Annotated in this window: 9 protein-coding genes; 6 read left to right on the top strand and 3 right to left on the bottom strand. The window is 62.3% G+C overall.

What is annotated here, in order from left to right:
* Positions 1 to 86: 86 nt before the first annotated feature.
* Positions 87 to 2,195 (bottom strand): molybdopterin-dependent oxidoreductase, encoded by a 2,109-nt coding sequence (locus tag SB756_RS13340; RefSeq protein ID WP_410910950.1) that lies wholly within the window; start codon positions 2,193 to 2,195, stop codon positions 87 to 89.
* A 374-nt stretch (positions 2,196 to 2,569) separates the two neighbouring features.
* Here SB756_RS13340 and argF point away from each other — a divergent pair, with 374 nt between their 5' ends.
* Both argF and SB756_RS13330 read left to right on the top strand, forming a co-directional pair.
* Positions 2,570 to 3,490: an ornithine carbamoyltransferase gene (gene argF / locus SB756_RS13335; RefSeq protein ID WP_016498209.1), complete on the top strand. Its 921-nt coding sequence runs from the start codon at positions 2,570 to 2,572 to the stop codon at positions 3,488 to 3,490.
* Positions 3,487 to 4,596 carry an ABC transporter ATP-binding protein gene (locus tag SB756_RS13330; RefSeq protein ID WP_016498208.1) on the top strand — a complete coding sequence of 370 codons (1,110 nt, stop codon included), beginning with the start codon at positions 3,487 to 3,489 and terminating at the stop codon, positions 4,594 to 4,596. Before argF ends, SB756_RS13330 begins: the two co-directional genes overlap by 4 nt.
* A 48-nt stretch (positions 4,597 to 4,644) precedes the next feature.
* On the opposite strand, the gene ybaK is transcribed toward SB756_RS13330, so the two are convergent.
* Complete coding sequence (gene ybaK / locus SB756_RS13325) at positions 4,645 to 5,115, bottom strand: Cys-tRNA(Pro) deacylase (RefSeq protein ID WP_012273891.1); 471 nt, start codon at positions 5,113 to 5,115, stop codon at positions 4,645 to 4,647.
* Positions 5,116 to 5,418: 303 nt separating this feature from the next.
* On the opposite strand from ybaK, the gene SB756_RS13320 reads away from it, so the two are divergent.
* The 4 genes from SB756_RS13320 to glpD all read left to right on the top strand — a co-directional run bounded on the left by SB756_RS13320 (position 5,419) and on the right by glpD (position 10,416).
* Entirely contained in the window at positions 5,419 to 6,270 is an 852-nt protein-coding gene (locus SB756_RS13320) for an MIP/aquaporin family protein (RefSeq protein WP_016498207.1), read from the top strand.
* A gap of 51 nt (positions 6,271 to 6,321) precedes the next feature.
* Complete coding sequence (glpK, locus tag SB756_RS13315; protein WP_341796625.1) at positions 6,322 to 7,821, top strand: glycerol kinase GlpK; 1,500 nt, start codon at positions 6,322 to 6,324, stop codon at positions 7,819 to 7,821.
* A 101-nt stretch (positions 7,822 to 7,922) separates the two neighbouring features.
* Positions 7,923 to 8,678 (top strand): DNA-binding transcriptional repressor GlpR, encoded by a 756-nt coding sequence (gene glpR, locus SB756_RS13310; protein WP_016498205.1) that lies wholly within the window; start codon positions 7,923 to 7,925, stop codon positions 8,676 to 8,678.
* Between the two features lie 199 nt (positions 8,679 to 8,877).
* A complete protein-coding gene (glpD, locus tag SB756_RS13305) occupies positions 8,878 to 10,416 on the top strand; it encodes a glycerol-3-phosphate dehydrogenase (RefSeq protein ID WP_410910949.1) in 1,539 nt (512 codons plus the stop codon).
* A 27-nt stretch (positions 10,417 to 10,443) separates the two neighbouring features.
* Here glpD and SB756_RS13300 read toward each other — a convergent pair whose 3' ends face one another.
* Positions 10,444 to 14,766 (bottom strand): NEL-type E3 ubiquitin ligase domain-containing protein, encoded by a 4,323-nt coding sequence (locus SB756_RS13300; protein ID WP_410910948.1) that lies wholly within the window; start codon positions 14,764 to 14,766, stop codon positions 10,444 to 10,446.
* Between the last annotated feature and the right edge of the window lie 44 nt (positions 14,767 to 14,810).

Genomic DNA, 14,810 nt, shown 5'->3' with positions numbered 1-14,810 from the left:
ACCTCGGCTTAACTTTGCGACGCTGTTGTCGGCACGGTGGCGCATTGTAACGGAAAGCCGAGCAGCGTGCTCGGCCTTGCTGTTCCTTACGCGGCCTCCACCTGCACGGGTACGCCATTGAGCGCAGCGTTGCCGGAAACCTGGTCCCGCAAGCGCTCGTCGGTCAGGTCATTGGCGCTCACCCCGGGCTGCGCCTGGGCGATCTGCATGTGCACGCCCTGACGACCGTGACCGAAGCCATGGGGCAGGCTGACCACACCGGGCATCATGTCCTCGCAGGCTTGCACCTCGACTTCGAGATCACCCGTGCGGGAGCGGATACGCACCCGCTGGCCGTCCTGCAACTGTCGCTGTTGCAGGTCTTGCGGGTGCATCAACAGATGATGGCGAGGCTTGCCTTTCACCAGGCGGTGGAAATTGTGCATCCATGAGTTGTTGCTGCGCACATGGCGGCGGCCGATCAGCAGCAGCTCACCCGGTACGGGCGGTGCCAGTTGCGTCAGGCGGTGAAGGTCGTCCAGCAACACCTGGTGTGCCGCTTCGACAGCCTTGCTGGTAGTCGCCAGGCGCGCAGCGAGGTTGCTGCGTAATGGCCCGAGGTCAAGCCCGTGTGGGTGCTCATCCAGCGTTGCCAGTGACAGCCGCCAAGGCGTTGCTTCACCATAGCGCCCCTTGCGCAAGGCCAGATCGATCATCTGCGCAGGTGCCCAGGTCGGTTTCAACTCAAGCTCGGCACGCCTGGCAAACGCCTGGGCGAGGCCGACGAAAATTTCCCAGTCGTGCAGCGCGCCGTCAGGCTTGGCCAGGATCGCCCGGTTGAAGCGGGTGACGTTGCGCACGGCCAGCAAGTTGAAGGTGCTGTCGTAGTGGTCGTTTTCCAGCGAGGAGGTGGAAGGCAGGATCAGGTCGGCATGCCGAGTGGTTTCGTTGATGTAGAGGTCGATGCTGAGCATGAATTCCAGGCCTTCCAGGGCCGCATCCAGCTGGCGACCGTTAGGCGTGGACAGCACCGGGTTGCCGGCCACTGTCACCAAGGCGCGTACTTGCCCTTCGCCAGGTGTCAGCATCTCTTCGGCCAGGGCCGCCACTGGCAGCTCGCCACCGTACTCGGGCAAACCCGACACCCGGCTCTGCCAGGCGTTGAAATGGCCGCCCGAGGTTGTGGCCACCAAGTCGACGGCGGGCTCGGTACACAAAGCGCCGCCTTCACGGTCGAGGTTGCCGGTCACCAGGTTGATCAGTTGCACCAGCCAGTGGCAGAGGGTGCCGAAGGTTTGGGTGGAAACGCCCATGCGGCCATAGCACACGGCCTTTTCTGCCGCAGCGAAGTCCCGTGCCAGCTGGCGGATCTGCGTAGCGGCAATGCCGCAATGCGGGCTCATGGCTTCGGCGCTGAGGGGGGCAAGGGCCTCACGCACCTGCTGCAGGCCGTTGATGGGTAAGTGCGAACCTTGCGCCAGGCCCTCCTCGAACAGGGTGTTGAGCATGCCGCACAACAAGGCTGCATCCCCACCCGGACGGACAAACAGGTGGGTATCGGCCATGGCCGCCGTTTCGCTGCGCCGAGGGTCCACCACCACCAGGCGCCCGCCCCGGCCAAGCAGGGCCTTGAGGCGCTTTTCCACATCGGGCACGGTCATGATGCTGCCGTTGGAGGCCAGCGGGTTGCCGCCAAGAATCAGCATGAAGTCGGCGTGGTCGATATCCGGAATCGGCAGCAGCAGGCCATGGCCGTACATCAGGTGGCTGACCAGGTGTTGTGGCAGCTGGTCCACCGAGGTGGCCGAGAAACGGTTGCGTGTCTTGAGCAAGCCGAGGAAGTAGTTGCTGTGGGTCATCAAACCGTAGTTGTGCACGCTTGGGTTGCCCTGGTAGACCGCCACGGCATTGCGCCCGTGGGCCTGCTGGACCGCCCACAACTTATCCGCGGCCAGAGCAAAGGCCTCGTCCCAGCCGATGGCCTGCCAACGCTCCCCTACCCGCTTGTGGGGCTGGCGCAGGCGGTCAGGGTCGTTCTGGATGTCCTGCAAGGCCACGGCCTTGGGGCAGACGTGGCCACGGCTGAACGGGTCCTGAGGGTCGCCTTTGATCGAGCTGATTAGCGCCCGCCCGTCGTCTTCATGGCTGACTTCGATGTTCAGCCCGCAGATTGCTTCGCACAGGTGACAGGCACGGTGATGCAGGGTCTTGGTCATGGCCGCCTCTGCCTTGTTGTTGTCGAACACTGACTATGCGCCCGCCCCCTGCCCCCGGCCAGCGCCCTTCGCCGCGTGAATCCACCGACATCAGGCACACGATTTGCGACAGCCATTTGCCAAATTGCCAGCAAGCCCTGTACAACCTCGTGTAGCAAATAAAAAACAGCACAGGCCGACGGGTGAAGACACCCTTTGCAACACCCTTTGCAATCAGGCCGCTGTTCCCCCTTGGCTTCAGGCGACATTTACTTATAGTATTGCGCCTTTCCCTATTTTCGTCCGCCCCGTGCGGCTTACGCCGCAGGTCAATCCCGTTGTCAAAAAAAACCATACGGTCGACCTGCATACCGTTGCAGATAAGGTAGTCAATCATGAGCGCTAGGCACTTTCTCTCCCTGCTGGACTTCACCACCGACGAATTGCTCGGGGTGATCCGCCGCGGCATCGAGCTGAAGGACCTGCGCAAACGAGGCGTGCTGTTCGAGCCTCTGAAGAACCGCGTGCTGGGCATGATCTTCGAGAAATCCTCGACCCGTACCCGCGTGTCGTTCGAGGCTGGCATGATCCAGCTGGGCGGCCAGGCCATCTTCCTGTCGCCACGCGACACCCAGCTGGGCCGTGGCGAGCCGATCGGTGACAGCGCCATCGTGCTGTCGAGCATGGTCGATGTGGTAATGATTCGTACCCACGCCCACAGCACGCTGACCGAATTCGCCGCCAAATCGCGCGTGCCGGTGATCAACGGCCTGTCCGACGAGTCGCACCCGTGCCAACTGCTGGCTGACATGCAGACCTTCCTCGAGCACCGCGGCTCGATCCAGGGCAAGACCGTGACCTGGATCGGCGACGGTTTCAACATGTGCAACTCCTATATCGAGGCCGCCAGGCAGTTCGATTTCCAGCTGCGCATCGCCTGCCCCGAAGGCTACGAGCCGGATCAGCGCTTCATGGCGCTGGGCGGTGACCGCGTGCAGATCATCCGCGATGCCAAGGAAGCCGTGCGTGATGCCCACCTGGTGGTCACCGATGTCTGGACTTCCATGGGTCAGGAGGAGGAAACTGCACGGCGCCTGGCGCATTTCGCGCCTTACCAGGTCACCCGCGAACTGCTCGACCTGGCGGCACCCGATGTCCTCTTCATGCACTGCCTGCCCGCCCACCGTGGCGAGGAAATCAGCCAGGACCTGCTCGACGACCCACGTTCGGTCGCCTGGGACGAGGCTGAAAACCGCCTGCATGCACAGAAGGCGCTTCTCGAATTCCTTGTAGAACCGGCTTACCACCACGCATGAGTCAACCCCTACTGCTCAACCTGCGCAACCTCGCCTGCGGCTACGGCGACCAGCGCATCGTCCAGAACCTCAATCTGCACCTGAACGCAGGCGACATCGGTTGCCTGCTGGGTTCATCCGGTTGCGGGAAAACCACCACGCTGCGCGCCATTGCCGGTTTCGAACCGGTACACGAAGGCGAGATCCAGCTGGCCGGCGAGGTCATCTCCCGCGCCGGCTTCACCCTGGCCCCGGAAAAGCGCCGCATCGGCATGGTGTTCCAGGACTATGCGCTGTTCCCGCACCTGACCGTGGCGCAGAACATTGCCTTTGGCATCGCCAAGCACCCACGCCAGGCCGCCGTCATCGAAGAGATGCTCGAACTGGTCAAGCTTGGCGGTTTGGGCGGGCGTTACCCGCACGAATTGTCTGGCGGCCAGCAGCAACGGGTCGCCCTGGCCCGTGCGCTGGCGCCGGAGCCGCAGTTGCTGCTGCTCGACGAGCCATTCTCCAACCTTGACGTGGAGTTGCGCCGGCGCCTGAGCCATGAGGTTCGCGATATTCTCAAGAGCCGTGGCACCAGCGCCATCCTGGTTACCCATGACCAGGAAGAAGCCTTTGCCGTCAGCGATCAGGTCGGTGTGTTCAAGGAAGGCCGCCTGGAGCAGTGGGACACGCCCTACAACCTTTACCACGAACCACAGACGCCGTTCGTGGCCAGCTTCATTGGCCAGGGGTACTTCATCCGTGGGCAGATGAGCAGCCACGAGGCCGTCAATACCGAGCTGGGTGAACTGCGCGGCAACCGTGCCTACATCATGGCACCGGGCAGTTCGGTGGACGTGCTGCTGCGGCCCGACGATATCGTGTATGCACCGGGCAGCGCGCTACAGGCGAACATCGTTGGCAAGAGCTTCCTGGGGGCATCGACCCTGTACCGCCTGCAACTGCCGACTGGCAGCCAGCTGGAAGCGATCTTCCCTAGCCATAACGACCTTCAGGTCGGTGAAGATGTGGGGATTGCGGTGAAAGCCGATCACCTGGTGCTGTTCCCGGTGCCGGGTAGCGTTGCGGCGCAGTTGCCGCGGCAGGAGAATGGCGTGCGTCGGTACAGTTCCGCGACCTGATTGCTGATCCCTGGGGCCGCTTTGCGGCCCTTCGCGGGCTTGCCCGGCTCAGCCTCTGCCGATTCCGGCAAACTTGCCCTGGGTATGCTCGGCCAGCACCGCCGCCGCCAACTCCACTTCCAGCCCACGCCGTCCAGCGCTGACATGGATGGTTGCAAAATTCTGCGCTGATTCATCAATGAAGGTTCGCAAGCGCTTCTTCTGCCCCAAAGGGCTGATCCCCCCCACCAGATAACCCGTAGCCCGCTGCGCCGCCGCCGGGTCTGCCATTTCGCATTTCTTTACCCCGGCAGCATGGGCCAGGGCCTTGAGGTCCAGGGTGCCCACCACCGGCACCACCGCCACCAGCAACTCCCCTTTCTCGCTGCTCGCCAGCAAGGTCTTGAACACCTGCTGCGGGTCGAGCCCGAGCTTTTCCGCCGCCTCCAGACCGTAGGACGCCGACTTGGGGTCATGCTCATAACTGTGCACACGGTGCTCGGCGCGATGCTTCTTCAACAGGTCTAAGGCGGGGGTCATGCAAGGGCTCCGGTCTGGGACGGCTCGGCGGCTACTTTAGGACAATTCCCACAGCGCAGCCAGCACACCGCAATGGCGCACCTCTAGTACGCGGATTCGCAGCCAATTTTAGCGACCATTTCGTGACTGGTCGTTCACTTTCGACCTTTGACATCAGCGTTTCTTGTCTATATTTTTTCGCTTCTGAACAAATGGCGCACTTTTAAGGTGCGTTTCCTGTATTTGCCCGGGGTCAATGGGGATCGACACCGGGCTTTGCTGTCGAGCGCCACGCGCCTCACAACAAAAAAAACGAGGTCATACATGACGACTGCTCTACGCCAACCCACGCTGTCCAGCCAATGCCTGGCCGAGTTTCTCGGCACAGCCCTGCTCATTTTCTTCGGCACCGGCTGTGTTGCCGCGCTCAAGGTCGCCGGCGCCAGCTTCGGCCTGTGGGAAATCAGCATCATCTGGGGCGTCGGCGTGAGCATGGCGATCTACCTCACTGCCGGCATTTCCGGCGCGCACCTGAACCCGGCAGTGAGCATCGCCCTCACCCTGTTCGCCGGTTTCGACAAGCGCAAGCTGCCCTTCTACATGCTGGCCCAGGTATGCGGCGCGTTCTGCGGCGCGGCGCTGGTCTACACCCTGTACAGCAACCTGTTCTTCGATTTCGAACAGGCCCACGCCATGTTGCGCGGTAGCGAAGCCAGCCTGGAGCTGGCCTCGGTGTTCTCCACCTACCCACATCCCTCGCTGTCCACCGGCCAGGCGTTCCTGGTCGAAGTCGTCATCACGGCTATCCTGATGGCCGTGATCATGGCCCTGACCGACGACAACAACGGCCTGCCGCGCGGCGCCATGGCCCCGCTGCTGATCGGCCTGCTGATCGCGGTGATCGGCAGCGCCATGGGCCCGCTGACCGGCTTTGCCATGAACCCTGCTCGCGATTTCGGGCCAAAACTCATGACTTTCCTGGCCGGTTGGGGCGAAATCGCCTTCACTGGCGGACGGGACATACCGTATTTCCTGGTTCCGGTGTTTGCACCGATCCTTGGCGCTTGCCTGGGTGCCGCGACCTATCGCGGCCTGATTGCCCGCAACCTGCCAATGGCAGCTGCCGCGAACCCTGAGACAAATGACAATCGCCAGGGCGATACTCAAGCCAATTGATGCCGGCTACATGCCCAGCCCTGACCTCCTATTCTCGCAAGGCCTACGACCATGACAGACACCCAGGACAAGAACTACATCATCGCCCTGGACCAGGGCACCACCAGTTCGCGTGCCATCATTTTCGACCGCGACGCCAATGTGGTGGGCACCTCCCAGCGCGAGTTCGCCCAGCACTATCCGCAGGCGGGCTGGGTCGAGCACGACCCGATGGAAATCTTCGCCACGCAGAGCGCGACCATGGTCGAGGCCTTGGCACAGGCAGGCATCAGCCATGCCCAGGTAGCCGCAATCGGCATCACCAACCAACGCGAAACCACTGTGGTGTGGGACAAGGAAACCGGCCGCCCGGTTTACAATGCCATCGTCTGGCAGTGCCGCCGCAGCACCGAGATCTGCGCCCAGCTCAAGCGCGACGGCCATGAAGACTACATTCGCGACACCACCGGCCTGGTCACCGACCCGTACTTCTCCGGCACCAAGCTGAAGTGGATCCTCGACAACGTCGAGGGCGTCCGCGAACGCGCCGAACGTGGCGAACTGTTGTTCGGCACCATCGATACCTGGCTGATCTGGAAGTTCTCGGGCGGCAAGGTGCACGTCACCGACTACACCAATGCCTCGCGCACGCTGATGTTCAACATCCATAGCCTGGAGTGGGACGACAAGCTGCTGGAAATCCTCGGCATCCCGCGGCAGATGCTGCCCGAGGTTCGTTCTTCTTCAGAAGTGTACGGCCAGACAAAAAGCGGCATTGCCATTGCTGGCATCGCAGGTGACCAACAGTCGGCACTGTTCGGCCAGATGTGCGTAGAACCCGGCCAGGCCAAGAACACCTACGGCACCGGCTGCTTCCTGCTGATGAACACCGGCGAGCAGGCAGTAAAATCGTCCCATGGCCTGCTCACCACCATCGCCTGCGGCCCCCGTGGCGAGGTGGCCTATGCACTGGAAGGCGCGGTGTTCAACGGTGGCTCCACCGTTCAATGGCTGCGTGACGAGCTGAAGATCGTCAACGACGCCCTGGATACCGAATACTTCGCCAGCAAGGTCAAGGACAGCAACGGCGTCTATCTGGTGCCGGCATTCACCGGCCTGGGTGCCCCGTACTGGGACCCGTACGCCCGTGGCGCGCTGTTCGGCCTGACCCGTGGCGTGAAGGTGGACCACATCATCCGCGCCGCGCTGGAGTCGATCGCCTACCAGACCCGCGACGTGCTCGATGCCATGCAGCAGGACTGCGGCCAGCGCCTGTCCGAATTGCGTGTGGACGGTGGTGCAGTGGCCAACAACTTCCTCATGCAGTTCCAGGCCGACATCCTCGGCACGTGCGTGGAGCGCCCGCAAATGCGCGAAACCACAGCCCTGGGCGCCGCCTACCTGGCCGGCCTGGCTTGCGGCTTCTGGAGCGGCCTGGACGAACTGCGCGACAAGGCAATCATCGAGCGCGAGTTCAGCCCGCAGCTGGATGAAACGCAGAAAGAGAAGCTGTATGCCGGCTGGAAGAAAGCCGTCGAACGTACCCGTGACTGGGAAGAGCACGAGGCGTAAAACACATTGGGGCCGCCACGCGGCCCCAATCGTCCACTGGCCGTCATCCCCTTCCTACGGCATCATTGCAGAATTTGTCCGGCTGCCCCAAAGGACCGCCCATGAATCTGCCCCCCCGCCAACAACAAATCCTCGAACTGGTGCGCGAGCGCGGTTACGTCAGTATCGAAGAAATGGCGCAGCTGTTCGTCGTGACGCCGCAGACCATCCGTCGAGATATCAACCAGCTTGCCGAGCTCAACCTGCTTCGCCGCTACCACGGTGGCGCGGCCTATGACTCGAGTATCGAGAATACGGCCTACGCCATGCGTGCCGACCAGATGCGCGATGAAAAGCAGCGTATCGCTGACGCCGTGGCCCGGCAGATTCCCGACCATGCCTCGGTGTTCATCAACATCGGCACCACTACCGAATCCATCGCCCGCGCACTGCTCAACCACAACCACCTGAAGGTCATCACCAACAACTTGCACGTGGCGGCGATCCTGGCTGCCAAGGACGATTTCGAAGTGCTGGTGGCCGGTGGCACGGTGCGCCGGGATGGTGGAGTGGTGGGCCAGGCCAGTGTCGACTTCATCAACCAGTTCAAGGTCGATTTCGCCTTGGTGGGTATCAGCGGCATCGACGAGGACGGCAGCCTGCTCGACTTCGACTACCAGGAAGTACGGGTATCCCAGGCGATCATCGCCAATGCCCGGCAGGTGATCCTTGCCGCCGACTCCAGCAAGTTCGGGCGCAACGCCATGGTGCGCCTGGGCTCGATCAGCCTGGTCGACTGCCTGGTGACCGATCAGGCGCCTACCCCCACCCTCACTCAGTTGCTGAACCAGTACAAGATCCGCCTCGACGTGGTTTAGAGGGTGGCGGGTGCTTGCCGCAACCTGTGTGGCATGCAGACCGCCCAGCCGAAATTTTCGAAAATGTTCACTTTATTGTCATCTGATCAGTTTTTTCTATAAAGACTGGCTGGCTACGGGCGTTCTGTTGCGCTAGTATTTTCGCAAACGAACATTAATGTTCACTTTCGATGTGAACAGCTCCCAGGAGGCCTTGCCCGTGTCCCAGCCCGTTTCGTCACAGCCACCACTTGCCGACTGCTATGACCTCGCCGTGATCGGCGGTGGCATCAATGGCGTGGGCATCGCTGCCGACGCCGCCGGGCGGGGTCTGAAAGTATTCCTTTGCGAAAAGGACGACCTGGCCCAGCACACGTCATCAGCCAGCAGCAAGCTGATTCACGGTGGCCTGCGCTACCTTGAACACTACGAATTCCGTCTGGTACGCGAAGCCTTGGCCGAACGCGAAGTGCTGCTAGCCAAGGCGCCGCATATCGTCAAACCGATGCGTTTCGTGCTGCCGCACCGCCCACACCTGCGCCCGGCGTGGATGATCCGCGCCGGCCTGTTCCTGTATGACCATCTGGGCAAACGCAAGCGCCTGGGTGCCTCGCGCAGCCTGCGCTTTGGCCCGGGTTACCCGCTAAAGCCAGCGATCACGCGCGGTTTCGAATACGCCGACTGCGCGGTAGACGACGCGCGGCTGGTGGTGCTCAATGCCATGGCCGCCCGTGAGCACGGCGCGCACATCCACACCCGCACCCGCTGCCTGCGCGCAGAGCGCGTGGACGGCCTGTGGCAGGTCGAGTTGCAGCATGCCGATGGCAGCCTGCAGAGCATTCGCGCCCGCGCACTGGTCAACGCCGCTGGCCCGTGGGTCGCCAGCTTCATCAAGGACGACCTCAAGCTGGATGCGCCGTACGGCATCCGCCTGATCCAGGGCAGCCACCTCATCGTGCCGCGCCTGTACGAAGGGGAACATGCCTTCATCCTGCAGAACGAAGACCAGCGCATCGTCTTCTGCATCCCTTACCTGGACCGCTTCACCCTGATAGGCACCACTGACCGCGAGTACAGCGGCGACCCTGCCAAGGTAGCGATCACTGAGCAGGAAACCGACTACCTGCTGAAGGTCGTCAACGAGCACTTCAACCATCAACTGAGCCAAGCCGACATCCTGCATACCTACTCCGGGGTGCGGCCGTTGTGCAACGATGAGTCGGACAACCCTTCGGCAGTGACCCGCGACTACACCCTCGCCCTCTCTGCACAAACAGGCCAGGCGCCGCTCCTGTCAGTGTTCGGCGGCAAGCTCACCACCTACCGCAAGCTGGCCGAATCGGCCATGGCTGAACTGAAGCCCTTCTTTACCCAGATGCGCGGCAGCTGGACTGCCGACGCGCCACTGCCAGGCGCCGAGGGGATGACCACGGTGCCGGCGCTGATCGATGCCGTACTGGCACGTTGTGGCTGGCTGCCTGCCGACATCGCCAAACGCTGGGTGCTCACCTACGGCAGCCGGGTGTGGCGGCTGCTCGATGGCATTGATGGGCCCGAGGGGTTGGGACAGGCTATCGGGGCCGGGCTGTTCACCCGCGAGGTAGATTACCTGCTGAAGGAAGAATGGGCCGTGCAAGCCGCTGATATCCTCTGGCGTCGTACCAAGCTGGGCCTGTCGCTGACCGCGCAGGAGCAGATGGCTCTGGAGGCGTACTTGCAGCAAGCCCGCAAACTGCGCGCCAATAGCCGCGCAGCCTGACAGTGACCATGAAGCCCTCTTGATGGGTCAAGAGGGCTTACCCGGCCAGCGCTCATGGGCTTCGCGCGCCAACCGCAACAGCAATGCCCGCTCGCTGCGATCGTAATCAGTCCTCAGCGCTTCACAGCGCTGAAGGAATTCGCTTTCGTTGATCACTTGTTCATCCACCTGAGCCTGCAAGGCCTCCATGCGCTCGTGCAGTGGTTGCACCAAGTCTTCAAAGCGCTGCGCATAAAACTCCCGCGCGTATCGCCCCCAGAAAGGCCGCTGCGCCAACGCTGCAATCAAGGCATCGGTCGTTTCATTCTGCAACACCGTGTCCTGCGCTCGCAGCAGGTCACTGGTGCTGATGTTTGCAAAACCGGGAAAATGCATTTCGTCGATCTCGATGGGCAGGCCCAGCGGGTGGGCCAGCCGCTGCCGATAGAAAAGCCTGGTCTCGATCTCATCGATGAGTGGGGCGTGCTCGGCACGCATGCGCTGCACGTGCAGCGTCGCCAGGCGGTCGACCTCGTCCAGTCGAAACAACCCGCGCCCAAGGTTCAGCAAACGGGCTTCGATCTGGTTGCCATGGCTATCTTCGACGGCACGCACTACCAGAACGCCAAGCTCCATCTGCTCCAGCAAAATCAGTAACCGGTCTATACAGCTGCGTGGGCCAGAGGCCTCGAGAAACAACTGTTGGCGCAACCGTTCGTGCTGTTCGCATGCTTCCAGAATCCGCCAGATCCGGCTGCGATAATGCCCAGGGTGCTGTTCGAAGTCCTCGGTAATGGCGAAGTCCGCCAAAAACTGGAACAACCCTCCCGACTCCGGTTCCCCACGCAGCGCTGTCCATATTGCTTGCTGGCGATCACGTTCACTGTCGCCTGCACGGTTGGCCCAGTTGTCGAAGAGATCGCTGTCGATTGCACGGTGGCGCGCGGACGCTGACCCCCAACTTCCCGGCGTCACACCGCGCGCCTCATCCAGCAGCAATCTGTCAGCTTCGCTCAGTGGATTGTCATGCAAGGACAAATGGTTCACCTGCAAGCGCAACTGGTGCAACTCCTGGCGCAGTGCGCGGATGTTGTTGTTACGCAAGTCCACGTGGGCACGAAACGAAATCCGCTCAGGCAACGCTTCCAGGCTCGCAGCGCGCAGGTTGACTTCACGCAGATTGCCGAGGCGAGTGAGGACCGGCGCCCTTCCCAGCGGGTTGTGGCTCAGGTCCAGGTGCCGCAGGGCGGCACTCCCGGCCAGACGCAATTCACCGGCCTCGTCCATCACCAGCCTGTTGCGGCTCAGGTTCAAATGGCGCAGATGGGACAACCGTTCAATGCCCTGAGGAACAGCAGTCAAGCGATTGCCGGACAGGTCGAGCTCAACCAGATTGGGAAAGCGCCGAAGAAAATCCTGATTGATTTCACCAAGGCCCAGGTCGCTGAGGATCAGCCGTCGCACATGAACAAAGCTCACCCCCTCCGGTAAATGGGGCAGGCTACCGATACGCTCCCCGGTGATGATCAGCGCGTGGTCCCCGGCCTCGTCGGTTATCTTGCGCCGCCAACTGCGCCTTATGGCAGTAGCGACCCGGCGGCGGCGTAGAGCCTCCAGCGGGTTACTGGCGTCCCTACGCCACTGACGCAGGCCTTCACGCAGGCGCGTGAGCTGATCCATGAGCTGGCCATAGTGCTCCCACAACCCGACCCGCCGTTCCATGAGGTCGAGCAGGTAGGCTTGCAGTTCCCCGTCAGTCATTGTCGGAAACACTTGGTGAATACCCCGGCCAATGGCACGTCGGCTGCTTTCACCTCGCCCACTCAAGACATAACCGATACGCCCATCCCCCAAACGGCCCGGGGGGCGCAGGCCCACGCCCAGCCGGGGCATGCCACAGAGCTCGGCCGCCTGGGTACGGTCGCTGGCAGCGGCCTCGATCAGCAACGTGCCCAAGGCGTCAGGACTGGCAGCTGCGTCGCCAAGATCGGCTGTCTGCGTCTCATCCAGAGCAGCCAACAACGCCGCAAGATATGAACCGGTCGTGTTTTGGCCGGCATAGTGGTAGCCGTCGCTGCGGCGTACGATACACCGTACGTCCTGCGCAGCCTCGGCGCCCATGCCGGCCAAGTACCGCCCACCCGGGCTACCGTCGCGCACTTCGATGCGTAAGTCGTCCGGCCAATTCACTTGACGCTTCAGTAAGCCCAAGGCCAGGCGTTCAGTGTCGGGATTGACGCAACGCGGCAGACGCAAGCCAGCGCATGCCCTGTCCAGACGGCTCTCGCGCAGTGACCACCGTGCACGCTCGGCCACCGCCAAAGGAATCCGCTGCATGGCGCTGAGAGTATCGAGCTGCGCCCCGCTGCAGTGCTGCAGCAGCTCATGCGTACAGCGTGCCGACAGGCCTGGGAAAGTACGCTGCAACAGCCGCTCGATGCCGTTGGGCCGTACTTGCCGGGCAGCAACGTGTTGCGCCAGTTGTGGTGCGCTGAAGTCCGGGTGGCGCTCATGTGCCTGATAAAGCTCCAGGGCATCGAGCAACCGTGCAGGTGCGCCCGTGTGTTCGACATGCAAACGGCGAACCTGTGCTTCACTCAGCCCAGTCACCTGCAGCAGGTAATCACAAGCCTGCGCCGGTAGCTCTGCCAGCGGTGTACTCAAGCGGCGGACCAGATTGGCCCGCCCTTCCCAGCTCTGGGGAGCTTCGAGTTCATGACGCCAGCCGCCGGCTCCGTTCTGTTCGATCACCGGCCGGTAGGCACTGGGACGGCGAGGGTGCAGGATCCTGGAGCGGCCATCGTGCGGATCCTCCATCACCCTGTAACCCCCCTCATCAAGGTGCCAGAGCCATTCCTGCGCGCCGACGCCACGCAACGGTTGGGCATCGTAACCTGACAGATCCGTGGCCATGAGCTTGACCTTGCCAGCAGCGTGGCGCACCGGCGCCAAGTCATCCACGAAGGCCACACGCTCCAGGGCGCGCAGGGCAATGTGGCTGCCGGCGGCGATCATCCCGCCTACCACAACGTTTTCGGCAACGTTGAACAGGTGGTTCAACGCCCCTTCGCGATCCCCGATGCGCCAATCCTGGTACCCTTCATACACTTCATCAGCCAGCTGTACCGCATTGGCCACCAGCAACACTTCACCCAGCACTGGCACGAAGAACCCCGCCACGTTCAGCAAGTCCATACCCAGTTCTTTGTAGCCCCGCATGCGCGCTTCGCGGTCTTCATCATCCTCGACATCGGTGGGCACGGCGAGCACTTTGGCGTCGTCCCTGACCTTGGCGATGAATTGCCGGCGCAGGTGTGCGAACGGCGCATCAGTGATCGTTGCAGAACGAGCGTCAAGTTCAACCCCGGCCGCATGCGCCTGTGCGACCCGTTCGTTCAATACGCGATAGAAATTGACCCGCTCTCGCTCGGTAATGAAGCGTGCGAAAAAGCGCCGATATGCCGGCTTGCGAAAACGTTTTCCGAGGTAGGTGTCGAGTGCGTCCCAGCTGACGTGTTGGGAGACAGGCTCAAGTGGGTCACCGGGTATCCAAAGCACCACCGACTCTACTGCGCCATCCGCCGAAGGGCGCATTTCCAGCGTCAGTACACCTTGAATGGGGCGGCCCAGCAGGTACAACTGTCGGGGTACAACAGTGCCAACCAGCACAGGCACCACCGGTTTTTCGGCGATAAGCGGCAACAGCAACCAATACGTGCGCTCGTAAATTTCGCCTTTGAACGCAGCAACCCGCATCGCCACCTCGAAATTGGCCCTGAAACTCCCCTCGAACTGCCCGTGCAAGCGAGCGATGGCCTGGCCCGGCTCATCCTGGGGGCCATCCTCAGGCTGCAGGTGCTGGGTGAGCAACGCCTGATACTTGCCACCGGCATCTATTTCACGACACGCCGAGGCAAACGCATGGAAGCTCATTGGCAGGCGTTTGCCGTCGCCATCGACCAGTTCACCCTTGAGCATGTGCCCGGGGCGCGTCTCCTTGCGATGATAGTTATGCAGCGCCGCCGCCAGCAAAGATCGCCCGGAGCGACGAACATAGGTTGGCCGCAGCAGAACAGGCGAAGCGCTGGGCAGCAATAACCGCTGCGAGATCCGCACCTTGCAACCAGTCACATCCGGGTTGCTGATGCCGCTCTTGCGCAGTTTGGTTGTGAGCAATTCAGCTGCGTAGTCCTGCAGTGAAGGGATGGCCTGAAGGATCGGGCCGAGCCGAGCCTCGCAGTTCGCCTGTCGGCGCAAAGCACTACGTAACGCATCGAGCCTTTCCGGTTGCGCATGATCGACGAGCCATCGGGGCAGGTTTTGGGCAATCAGGCTATCGATGGAATCGTGCGGGGGCTGGGGCGGTGACATCTGCGGAGCTCTCCAGGCAAAGTGGACAGCTCACCACGCCTGAG

The organism is Pseudomonas sp. SIMBA_068 (assembly GCF_046534705.1).
GTDB lineage: Bacteria > Pseudomonadota > Gammaproteobacteria > Pseudomonadales > Pseudomonadaceae > Aquipseudomonas > Aquipseudomonas putida.
The sequence above is the reverse complement of the archived record's forward strand: the minus strand, read 5'-3'. Positions and strand labels throughout refer to the sequence as shown.

Excerpts from the sequence above, each read along its gene's own strand:
- SB756_RS13340 (WP_410910950.1), bottom strand. The coding sequence starts at position 2,195 with ATGACCAAGACCCTGCATCACCGTGCCTGTCACCTGTGCGAAGCAATC.
- argF (WP_016498209.1), top strand. The coding sequence starts at position 2,570 with ATGAGCGCTAGGCACTTTCTCTCCCTGCTGGACTTCACCACCGACGAA.
- SB756_RS13330 (WP_016498208.1), top strand. The coding sequence starts at position 3,487 with ATGAGTCAACCCCTACTGCTCAACCTGCGCAACCTCGCCTGCGGCTAC.
- ybaK (WP_012273891.1), bottom strand. The coding sequence starts at position 5,115 with ATGACCCCCGCCTTAGACCTGTTGAAGAAGCATCGCGCCGAGCACCGT.
- SB756_RS13320 (WP_016498207.1), top strand. The coding sequence starts at position 5,419 with ATGACGACTGCTCTACGCCAACCCACGCTGTCCAGCCAATGCCTGGCC.
- glpK (WP_341796625.1), top strand. The coding sequence starts at position 6,322 with ATGACAGACACCCAGGACAAGAACTACATCATCGCCCTGGACCAGGGC.
- glpR (WP_016498205.1), top strand. The coding sequence starts at position 7,923 with ATGAATCTGCCCCCCCGCCAACAACAAATCCTCGAACTGGTGCGCGAG.
- SB756_RS13300 (WP_410910948.1), bottom strand. The coding sequence starts at position 14,766 with ATGTCACCGCCCCAGCCCCCGCACGATTCCATCGATAGCCTGATTGCC.